Annotated in this window: 9 protein-coding genes; 1 reads left to right on the plus strand and 8 read right to left on the minus strand. The window is 71.8% G+C overall.

What is annotated here, in order from left to right; translation table 11 throughout:
* Positions 1-6 precede the first annotated feature (6 nt).
* The 8 genes from STRTUCAR8_RS35775 to STRTUCAR8_RS35810 form a co-directional block, all read right to left on the minus strand.
* Entirely contained in the window at positions 7-1011 is a 1005-nt protein-coding gene (locus STRTUCAR8_RS35775) for a PAC2 family protein (protein ID WP_006381166.1), read from the minus strand.
* A gap of 247 nt (positions 1012-1258) precedes the next feature.
* Positions 1259-1930, minus strand: a complete 672-nt coding sequence (locus STRTUCAR8_RS35780) for a FadR/GntR family transcriptional regulator (protein WP_006381161.1) — start codon at positions 1928-1930, stop codon at positions 1259-1261.
* Between the two features lie 152 nt (positions 1931-2082).
* Positions 2083-3393, minus strand: coding sequence for an amidohydrolase (locus STRTUCAR8_RS35785; RefSeq protein ID WP_006381167.1), 1311 nt, complete (start codon positions 3391-3393; stop codon positions 2083-2085).
* The gene (locus STRTUCAR8_RS35790; protein ID WP_006381164.1) at positions 3390-4172 is read right to left on the minus strand and encodes a nucleoside phosphorylase; all 783 of its coding nucleotides are present in this window, start codon (positions 4170-4172) and stop codon (positions 3390-3392) included. Before STRTUCAR8_RS35790 ends, STRTUCAR8_RS35785 begins: the two co-directional genes overlap by 4 nt.
* 23 nt (positions 4173-4195) lie before the next feature.
* Entirely contained in the window at positions 4196-5074 is an 879-nt protein-coding gene (locus STRTUCAR8_RS35795) for an ABC transporter permease (RefSeq protein WP_006381160.1), read from the minus strand.
* Positions 5074-6183 carry an ABC transporter permease gene (locus STRTUCAR8_RS35800; RefSeq protein ID WP_006381162.1) on the minus strand — a complete coding sequence of 370 codons (1110 nt, stop codon included), beginning with the start codon at positions 6181-6183 and terminating at the stop codon, positions 5074-5076. The genes STRTUCAR8_RS35795 and STRTUCAR8_RS35800 overlap by 1 nt, the downstream gene beginning before the upstream one ends.
* 1 nt (position 6184) lies before the next feature.
* Entirely contained in the window at positions 6185-7735 is a 1551-nt protein-coding gene (locus tag STRTUCAR8_RS35805) for an ABC transporter ATP-binding protein (protein WP_006381163.1), read from the minus strand.
* A complete protein-coding gene (locus STRTUCAR8_RS35810) occupies positions 7713-8765 on the minus strand; it encodes a BMP family ABC transporter substrate-binding protein (protein WP_006381165.1) in 1053 nt (350 codons plus the stop codon). Before STRTUCAR8_RS35810 ends, STRTUCAR8_RS35805 begins: the two co-directional genes overlap by 23 nt.
* 317 nt (positions 8766-9082) lie before the next feature.
* On the opposite strand from STRTUCAR8_RS35810, the gene mtnA reads away from it, so the two are divergent.
* Positions 9083-10119: S-methyl-5-thioribose-1-phosphate isomerase (gene mtnA, locus STRTUCAR8_RS35815; RefSeq protein WP_044473478.1), on the plus strand; the 1037-nt coding region annotated here is incomplete at its 3' end.

The following is a 10119-nucleotide window of genomic DNA, read 5'->3' on the forward strand; positions in this document are numbered from 1 at the left end:
ACCGGGTCAGTCCTCCGGGGTGTCCTCGTCGTCCGTGCTCGGCAGCTGGGGCGGCTTCGGCGGCTGCGGTTTGGGGCGGCCCGCCGGGTTGTCCCGGAGGTACGACCCGCTGTCGGTGCCGTCCGCGGTGGCGTGGCCGCCCGGGGTCGGGCCGGGGCCCGCGGGGCCGGTGCCGTCACGGCGGCGCAGATAGCGTTCGAACTCGCGGGCGATCGCCTCGCCCGTCGCCTCGGGCAGCTCGGCGGTGTCCCGGGCCTCCTCCAGCGTCTGCACGTACTCCGCGACCTCGCTGTCCTCGGCGGCCAGCTGGTCCACGCCGACCTGCCAGGCACGCGCGTCCTCGGGCAGCTCGCCCAGCGGGATGCGGATGTCGATCAGGTCCTCCAGGCGGTTCAGGAGGGCCAGCGTCGCCTTCGGGTTGGGCGGCTGCGACACGTAGTGCGGGACCGCCGCCCACAGCGACACCGCCGGTACGCCCGCGTGCGTGCACGCCTCCTGGAGGATGCCGACGATGCCCGTGGGGCCCTCGTACTTGGTCTCCTCCAGGTCCATCCGCTGGGCCAGATCCGCGTCGGACGTGACCCCGCTGACCGGAACCGGACGGGTGTGCGGGGTGTCGCCGAGCAGGGCGCCCAGGACCACCACCAGCTCCACGCCGAGTTCGTGCGCGAAGCCCAGCAGCTCGTTGCAGAACGAGCGCCAGCGCATCGACGGCTCGATGCCCCGGACCAGAACGAGGTCACGGGGCTTGTCGCCGCCGACCCGGACCACGGACAGCCTGGTCGTCGGCCAGGTGATCTTTCGCACACCGCCGTCCAGCCAGACGGTGGGGCGGTTGACCTGGAAGTCGTAGTAGTCCTCGGCGTCGAGCGCCGCGAACACCTCGCCCTTCCACTCCCGGTCCAGATGCGCGACCGCGCTGGAAGCGGCGTCTCCGGCGTCGTTCCAACCCTCGAACGCGGCCACCATGACTGGGTCGATCAGCTCGGGAACCCCCTCCAGCTCGATCACCCAGCGCCTCCTTCCGATGTGCCCTCGCTTGACCACCCAACCTTACGGCGTGCCGCGGGGGCGCCCGCAGCCCCCTTGCACGGGGGAGTGAACGGATCACTGCCCCGATAGGCACCCCGGAACACCATTCGTGAGCCACCCGCACCACCCCCGCTCATCCCTTCGCATTCATCCGAGCGTTCGGGAGACGGTCTCCGGGGCTTTTTCAGGGGCGCAGTCACGGCTGCGGCACGGCCGGGGAACGGGCTCAGAGGGTCGACCTCAGCCACTGCTCCACGCTGGCGATATGCACCGTCGCCCACGACCGCGCCGCCTCCGCGTCCCGGTCGCGCAGGGCGCCCAGGATCGCCCGGTGCTCGTGCAGGGTGCGGCTGACCGCGTCCTCCTGGGTCAGCCCCCGCCAGATCCGGGCGCGGGTGGTGGGCCCGGACAAGCCGTCGAGGAGAGAACAGAGCACCGAGTTGCCGGAGCTCTGCACGATCCCCCGGTGGAACTCCAGGTCCGCGGCGACCAGTTCCTCCACCGACGGCTCACCGCCCAGCCGCTCCAACTGGGCGGCCAGCGCGTCCAACTGCTGTTCGCTGATGCGGGCCGCCGCCATCGCGGTGGCGGCCGGCTCCAGGATGCGGCGGACGGCCAGGAACTCCAGGACCGTGTCGTCGCGGTGGAAGTCGACGACGAAGCTCATCGCTTCGAGCAGGAGCTGGGGATCGAGGCTGGTGACGTAGGTGCCGTCGCCCTGCCGGACGTCGAGAATGCGGATGAGCGACAGGGCGCGCACCGCCTCCCGCAGGGAGTTGCGGGACAGCCCCAGTTCGGCGGCCAGCTCGCTCTCCTTGGGCAGCCGGTCGCCGGGGCGCAGCGATCCGGAGACGATCATTCCCTTGATCTTCTCGATCGCCTCGTCGGTGACTGCCATGCCGGGCCTCCCAGTCGTTCAGACATCCGATGTCTCAGGCCATTATGGGGGTTCAGTGGGCTGAACGGAGCACAAAATGCGATGTCAGCCCGTACGAGGGTGCCCCAATGGTGGCCGGAACGGTACCTGCGGGCTGCCGGCTCGGTGCGGTGTCAGAGGAGTGCTTCCAGGTCCGCGAGCGCGGCGGCCTCGTCGAGGGTGGTCAGGGTCCGGTTCCGCATCAGCACCCGGCCGTCCACGACGGTGTCCCGGACGTCCGCCGAGTGCGCCGCGTACGCGAGCGTCGACCAGGGGTCGTGCCGGGGCCGCAGATGGGGTGCGCTGAGGTCGACCACGATCAGGTCGGCCCGCTTGCCCGGCTCCAGGGAGCCCAGTTGGCCGCCCAGGCCCAGCGCCTTCGCGCCCTCGGCGGTCGCCATGCGTACGGCCTGTTCGGCGCCGACCGCCGTGGGGTCGCCGCCCGCCTTGTGGACGAGGGCCGCCTGCCGCACCGCCCCCAGCACGTCCAGCGTGTTGGAGCTGACGGCGCCGTCCGTGCCGAGCCCGACGGTCACACCGGCGCTGAGCAGCCGGGGTACGGGCGCGATGCCGCAGCCGAGCTTGAGGTTCGAGACGGGACAGTGGGCGACGGAGGTGCCGGTGCGGGCCAGCGCCGCGATCTCCGGGCCGGTGAGGTCCACGGCGTGGGCCAGCAGCAGGTCGGGGCCGAGGAGGCCGAGCGAGTCGAGCAGTTCGACCGGGCGCTTGCCGTACCGCACCTCGACGGTGGCGACCTCGGTCGCGTTCTCGGCGGCGTGGATGTGCAGCAGCGCGCCGAACTCCCTTGCCAGGGCGGCGATCTCGACGAGCTGGTCGGGGGAGAGGGTGTAGGTGGAGTGGGCGAAGAGGATCGGGCGGTGGCCGGGGCGCGGGGTGCCACGGGCGGCCAGGTCCTGGCGGGCCCACGTCAGCCGGTCCTCGTAGGCGATGGCGTCGGGCGGTTCCGGTACGTCCATGAAGGTGGGGCCGCTGTGCAGCCGCCAGCCCGCCTCGCGAGCCGCCTGCTCGGCCGCCGAGTGGAACCAGTACATGTCGAGCGCGGAGGTCACTCCGGCCCGTACGCTCTCGGCGAGCGCGACCCGGACAGCCGCCGCCACGTTCCGCGGCGACAGCAACTGGGCCTCCCACTTCAGCACGCGCTCCAGGAAGCCCTGAAGGGTGACGTCGTCGGCCCGGCCGCGCAGAAACGTCATCGCGAGATGGGTGTGGGTGTTGACCAGGCCGGGCAGGACGAGGCAGTTCGCGGCGTCAAGGGACTCGTCGGCTGTGAACCGGGTTGTCAGCTCCTCGGTCGGGCCTACGGCGACGATCTCGCCGTCCCGGACGGCCACCGCGCCGTCCTCGACGAAGGTGCCGGCCTCGTCCACGGTGAGCACGTCACCGCCGTGCACCAGCAGGTCGATCCGCTCGCTCACACGACTCATACGAGGGGCTCCTTGTCCTTGGTGTCGTCGTCGGCCTCTTGCTCGGCCAGCAGGCGCAGCGCCTCCAGCGACACGACCGCGCCGCGTTCGACGCCCTCCGCCACGATCTCCCGGTGGGGGTTGTATCCACCGGTGACCGTCTCGTCGACCAGCTCGTCGGCGTTCGCCCCGTCGACGACGACCACTCCGCCCGCGACCAGTCCGCGCAGCGAGGCCGTCACCAGCAGTGCGCTCAACTCCATCTCGATGGCGGCGAGTCCGGCGCCCTCGTAGGAGAAGAGGGGGAGCAGACCGGGCTGGAAGGCGGCCCGCGTCCACACGATGCCCCGGTGGTGAGGTGCGCCCGCCTCGCGTGCCGCCCGCTGGAGCGCGAGCACCGCTTCGGGGGAGGACACCGCCGGGTACTCCGGGGGCAGCAACTGCTGGGTGACACCGTCGTCCCGGACGGCCGCCTCGGCGATGACGAGGTCGCCGTCGCCGATCCCCGGCTTCATCGCACCCGCCGTACCGAACCGCAGGAAGGTCCGCACACCGGCGTCCGCCAGCTCCTGGAACAGCAGGATCGCCCCCGGGGCGCCCACCCCGTGCGAGGCGACCAGCACCGGCACGCCCTTCCAGCTGCCGGTGAACACACGGTATTCGCGGTGGTACGACACCTCGCGCGCGCCCTCCAGCCTGGCGCCGACGAGAGCGGCGCGCTGCGGGTCGCCGACGACCAGCGCGCGCGGCGGCAGCCCCGCGAGGGGTATCCGGGTGACGGGCAACAGATCCTGCGTCATGAAACGGCTCCAGCGGAAGGGGACTAGGAGGGAGAGGGGGAAGGCGAAGAGGACGGGGCGCGTCGGCGACGGCGGCGGCCGGTTGTCAGGAAGAGGGCGCCGAGGGTGACGACGTACGGCGCGGCGTCGGTCGCCTGCTGGGGCAGGCCGAGGCCCTGGAGACGGAAGCCGGCCGCCTCCGCGAGGCCGAACAGCAGCGCCGCCAGCAGTACACCGAGGGGCAGTGCCCGGCCCAGCATCACCGCGACCACGGCGATCCAGCCCCGCCCCGCCGTCATGTTCTCGGAGAACAACGTCACGTTGCCCAGGGCGAGTTGAGCCCCGGCGAGCCCGCACAGCACCCCGGAGACGAGCACGGCCCCGTACTGGTACCTGACCGGACTCACGCCGAGCGTGGCCGCCGCGTCCGGTGCCTCGCCGACCCCGCGCAGCCTGAGCCCCCACACATGCCGGGACAGCATCAGCGTGGCCACGCCGACCGCCGCCCACGCCAGAAATGCGAGCGGCGAGAAGCCACCGACCAACGGCAGCCCGGCCAGTGACGGATCGTCAAAAGTGCCCTGCACACCGAAGACGGTACGGAGGAGGAAGCTGGTCAGGCCAACTGCCAGGAGATTCAGGGCGATTCCGAGCACCACGGCGTCTCCGCGCAGAGTCACCGCGCCCACGGCCAGGATCAGGGAGTACGCGGCGGAGGCGAGCGCCGCCGCCAGAACGCCCAGCCAGGGGCTGCCGGTGAACCAGCTCGTGGCCACGGCGGTGAAGCAGCCCATCAGCATCATGCCTTCGAGGCCGATGTTGAAGACGCCCGCCCGTTCGCAGATCGCCCCGCCGAGCGCCGCCAGCAGGATGGGCGTCAGCGCGCGCAGCGCCGACATGAGGAGATCGGAGTCGAAGAACATCAGACCAGTTCCCCTTGCGGGTTCTGTGCGGCTTGCTCGGTGTCGCGTCCGCGGGAGAAGCGTGTGAGGCGTGGAAAACGCGGGAAGCGCAGTCGGGCGGCCAGGAACACGATCACGATCGCCTGGAGTATCTGCGTCAGCTCGCGCGGTACCTCCGTCGTCCGTTCCATCGACAGGCCGCCCACCTGCAGCACGGCGAAGAAGAAGGACGCGAGGACCGTGCCGACAGGTGCGGCGCCGGCCAGCAGGGCCGCCGTCAGACCCGTCCAGGTGTACCCGGACGCGGTGAGCGAGCCGTCGAGGAAGCGGTACGGGAAGCTCAACACGCCTATGGCGCCCACGAGTCCGGCCAGCGCACCCGACACCGCCAGCAGCCGGAGCGTCAGGCCCCCGCGCTCGACGCCCGCGTAGGCGGAGAACCGGGAGTTGAGACCGGTCATCCGCATCTCGTAGCCGAACGCGGTGCGCCGGTCGGTGAACCAGTACGCGGCGGCGGCCACCACGACCAGCAGCAGCCCGACCGTCACGGTCGACGAACCGAACGTGGCCAGCGCGACCCCGTCCGGCAGCTGCCGGGTCTGGGGGAGGCTGGAGCCCGGTTCCTTGAGCGGGTAGCGCGCCAGGTAGGAGGCGAAGGACGCCGCCGGATAGCTGAGCAGCAGGCTGCTCACCAGCAGCGGCACGCCGAACCGGATCTCGCACAGGGCGGCCAGGGCCGCGTACCCGGCGCCGGCCGCCATGCCCGCGCACAGCGCGAGGACGACGGTGAGCGGCGCGGGCAGCGGCGAGTACAGCCCCGTCACGGCCGCCGCCATCCCGCCGAGCACCAACTGCCCGTCCCCGCCCAGGTTGATGAGCCCGGCGCGCAACGGCACGGCCAGCGCGAGCGCCAGGCCCAGCACGCTCGTCAGGGTGGTCAGCGTCGAGCCGATGCCGTCCGCGCCGAGTGAACCGCTGAGCACCGCGCCGTACGCGGCGAGGGGATCGGCGCCGGTCCCGACGAGGAAGAGGGCGCCGACGACGACTCCGGCGAGCACCGAGAAGGCGACGGGGGAGCGGAGGGCTTTCGTGATCCGGGACACGGCTGATGTTCGGGTTGCTTGTTCCATGTCAGTGCCCGACCTCCACCGGGGCTGCGGGATCCGGGCTGTCGGCGCCGCCGGCCATGGCGAGCCCGAGCGTCCGTTCGTCCGCCTCCGCCTTCGTGTACGACGCCGTCACCCGGCCCTCGTACATCACCAGGACCCGGTCGGCGAGCCCCCGGATCTCGCTGAGCTCAGCCGAGACGAGCAGGACTGCGTGGCCGGCGTCGCGGTAGGCGATCAGCTGGTCGTGGATGTTCTGGACGGCGCCGATGTCGACCCCGCGCGTGGGCTGCTCCACGAGCAACAGCGGTGCTTCGTGGGCGAGTTCGCGTCCGATGAGCAGCTTCTGCAGGTTGCCGCCGGACAGCGAGGACGCGGGCACCTCCGGGGAGGCCGCCTTGATGCCGAAGCGCTCGACGAGGCGCCGTGCGTGGCCTCGTACAGCGACGGGCGGCAGCAGCCCGCGTCTGGACAGCGACGTACGGTGGTGGCCCATCGCCAGGTTGTCCGCGACCGACGCGGCGGGCGCCGTACCCACGGCGTGCCGGTCCTCGGGGACGTACGCGAGGCCCCTGGCGCGCCGCTCGGTCGCGGTGGCGTGCGTGATGTCGTCGCCGAGCAGGACGACCCGGCCCGAGGTGACCGGCCGCAGTCCGGCCAGCGCCTCCACCAGTTCGCTCTGGCCGTTGCCGGCGACGCCCGCGATGCCGACGATCTCCCCGGTGCGGACACTGAGTCGCACGTCCCGCACACCGGCCGTGGCGAGGCCGGTGACGTCCAGGATCACGTCACCCGGGGTGCCTGGGGCGTGGACGCGGTCGAGTTCCACGGCGCGGCCGGTCATCGCGGCGGCGATCTCGGCGGCGGACGTCTCGGCGGTGACCAGCCCGGCGACGACCCGGCCGTCCCGCAACACCGTGACACGGTCGCTGCCTTCCAGGACCTCACGCAGTTTGTGGGTGACCAGGATGACCGAACGGCCCTGTGCGGCAAGGGACTTGAGGACGGCGAACAGCGCGTCCGCCTCGGCGGGCGTGAGGACCGCGGTCGGCTCGTCGAGGATGAGCGTCCGGGCGCCGCGGTGCAGCAGCTTCAGGATCTCCACGCGCTGGCGCAGCCCCACGGGCAGGTCACCGACCCGGGCGTCCGGATCGACCGCGAGGCCGTGTTCCTCGGCCAGCTCACGCACCCGGCGGCGGGCCGCGCCCCGGTCCACCAGGCCGAAACGGCGCGGCTCGGCGGCGTACACCACGTTCTCGGCGACCGTGAGCGAGTCGAACAGCTTGAAGCTCTGGTGGACCATGCCGAGCCCGGCGGCCATCGCGTCACCGGGATCGGCGAAGACGACCTCGCGCCCGTCCACCCGGACCGAACCGGTGTCCGGGCGCTCCATCCCGTACAGGACCGACATCAGTGTCGACTTGCCGGCGCCGTTCTCGCCCATCAGGGCGTGGATCTCGCCGCGCCGGACGGTCAGGTCGACGGAGTCGTTGGCGAGCGTGCCGGGGAACCGCTTGGTGATTCCCCGGAGCTCGACGGCCGCCGCCTCAGGGTCAGCCGACGGCGGCGGGGTCATCGACCGTCAGCTCTTCGGACACGATCTGGTCGCGCAGCGCCTCGATCTTCGTCAGGACGTCGGGGTGCTCGGCGATCACGCACTTGGACGAGGCGACGCCCTTCTCCAGACCCGTGAGGCTGATGCCGCCCTCCTTCAGACCGTACGAGGTGGTCGTGCCCGTCTGACCGGCGAGGACCTGCTCGATGCCCTTCTCCACGGCGATGTCCGTGCGCTTGATCACATTGTCGACGACTGTGCCGGGCGCCGAGGGGCACTGGTTGACGTCGACGCCGTACGCGAACGCGCCCTTCGCCTTGGCGGCCTCGAACACGCCGTAGTTGCCGGCCGCGGCCGCCGCCATCAGCTGGTCGTAGCCCTTGGACAGCAGGTCGTTCGCCTGTTCCTTGGCGCGCGCCGAGTCGTCGAACGGAGACTGGCCGCCGACGAAGCGGGTACCGGTCTCCGTCTTCGCGGCGACATGCTGGGCGCCGGCCGCGAACGGGTCGCTGAAGCGCCGGAACACGGGAGTGTCCAGCACGTCCACCGCGCCGACCTTGCCGCTCCTGCTCAGCAGCCCCGCCTCGGCGCCCGCGAGGAAGACGCCCTCGTGCTCGCGGAAGACCCCGCAGCTGACGTTGTCGACTGCCCTGGTCGTGCACGCGTCGATCATCAGGAACTGCTGCTTCGGGTGGGCCGCCGCCTGCTGTGCGACCAGGTCCGCGAACTCGAAGCCGACCAGCACGACGACATCGGGCTTCGCGTCGACGGCGGCCTGCACGTTCTGCTGCTGGGAGGCGGTGTCGGTGGACTCGAACACCTTCTCGGTCCCGTTGTGCGCCTTCGCGGCGGCCTTGACGCCGGTCACGGCCAGCTTGAGGAACTCGTTCTGTCCGACGGCGTCCGGTGTGACGAGCGTGAACGACGTGCTGCCCGCGCTGCTGTCGGACGACGCGTCGCCCTTCGCGGCGGCGTTGCAGGCGGTGGCGCCGGCGACGAGCAGCACGGTCATGGCGGCGAGCGGGAGCGTACGACGGGATCTGCGAGGCATCGGGGACCTTCCGAAAGGCACGTACGGCACAGCCCGCGCTCTGCGCTGAGCCCGGGGGTGGGGAGAGGAAAGACGAGGAACGGGACGGGGACGCCGAGGGGGACGGGTCAGCGTCGACAGCCGTCGCTCGCACAGTGGCCGTGATCGAGGAAGCGGCGCATGGTGAGCGGCACGCGTCCTCCTTCACATGGGCCCTACTGGTGCGGGTGCTGGACTCTAACACCGGAATTCGGCCACCGGCCCAGCTGTCTCGAACTGTGGTTCTTCGAGGTCATGTACGGTGTCGCGCACCGCCGGAACTTCAGGAGCGTCCCGTCATGCCCCAGGAACTGCGCGCCGTCGGCTGGACCGGAAACAGCCTCGCGCTCATCGACCAGACCCTGCTCCCGCACCGCCACGAGACCAGGGACGTCCGTGATGTGGACGCGTTGGTGGACGCGATCCAGCGGCTCGTCGTGCGCGGCGCGCCGGCGATCGGCGCGGCGGGCGCGTACGGGGTCGCCCTGGCGCTGCTCCAGGGCGGGCGTGAGGGCTGGACGCAGGCCCAGGTGCGCGAGGCCGTGGCCCGGATCCGCGAGGCCCGGCCCACCGCGGTCAACCTCATGGTGTGCGTGGACCGGGTCATGACCCGCTTCGAGGAGGGCCTGGAGGCCGTACTCGAAGAGGCCGCCGCCGTGCAGCGCGAGGACGTCGAGGGCAACCGCGCGATGGGCGCGCACGGCGCCGACTGGCTGCTCAAGCGCGTCGCCGACACCGTCGGGGACCGCCCGCTGCGCATCCTGACCCACTGCAACACCGGCGCGCTCGCAACAGCCGGATGGGGTACGGCACTTGGCGTCATCCGTGAACTGCACGCACGAGGCCGGCTGGAGCTCGTGTACGCCGACGAGACGCGCCCGCTGCTCCAGGGCTCGCGCCTGACCGCCTGGGAGCTGGTCCAGGAGGGCATCCCGCACTACGTCCAGGCGGACGGGGCCGCGGCGGGCACGATCCTGCGCGGCGAGGTCGACGCGGCGATCGTCGGGGCGGACCGTATCGCCGCGAACGGGGACACCGCCAACAAGGTCGGCACGGTCGGGGTCGCGCTGGCCTGTGCGGACGCCGGAATCCCGTTCCTGGTGGCGGCGCCGACGACCACGGTGGACCTGGCGACGGCCACCGGCGACGACATCCACATCGAACTCCGGGGCGAGAACGAGGTGTTGGAGTGGGCGGGCGTCCGCACGGCCCCCGCGGAGTCACGCGGTCACAACCCGGCGTTCGACGTGACGCCGGGGCGGCTGGTGACGGGGCTGGTCACGGAGCGGGGGGTACTGGAGGTGTCGGCGGGTGAACTGCCGGGCCAGTACCTGAA

The sequence above is a fragment of the Streptomyces turgidiscabies Car8 genome, from assembly GCF_000331005.1.
Classification (GTDB): Bacteria; Actinomycetota; Actinomycetes; order Streptomycetales; family Streptomycetaceae; genus Streptomyces; species Streptomyces turgidiscabies.

Bases quoted from the DNA above. Each gene is read 5' to 3' on its own strand.
- STRTUCAR8_RS35790 (WP_006381164.1), bottom strand. From the start codon at position 4,172: ATGACGCAGGATCTGTTGCCCGTCACCCGGATACCCCTCGCGGGGCTG.
- STRTUCAR8_RS35810 (WP_006381165.1), bottom strand. From the start codon at position 8,765: ATGCCTCGCAGATCCCGTCGTACGCTCCCGCTCGCCGCCATGACCGTG.
- STRTUCAR8_RS35785 (WP_006381167.1), bottom strand. From the start codon at position 3,393: ATGAGTCGTGTGAGCGAGCGGATCGACCTGCTGGTGCACGGCGGTGAC.
- STRTUCAR8_RS35800 (WP_006381162.1), bottom strand. From the start codon at position 6,183: ATGGAACAAGCAACCCGAACATCAGCCGTGTCCCGGATCACGAAAGCC.
- STRTUCAR8_RS35780 (WP_006381161.1), bottom strand. From the start codon at position 1,930: ATGGCAGTCACCGACGAGGCGATCGAGAAGATCAAGGGAATGATCGTC.
- STRTUCAR8_RS35795 (WP_006381160.1), bottom strand. From the start codon at position 5,074: ATGTTCTTCGACTCCGATCTCCTCATGTCGGCGCTGCGCGCGCTGACG.
- STRTUCAR8_RS35805 (WP_006381163.1), bottom strand. From the start codon at position 7,735: ATGACCCCGCCGCCGTCGGCTGACCCTGAGGCGGCGGCCGTCGAGCTC.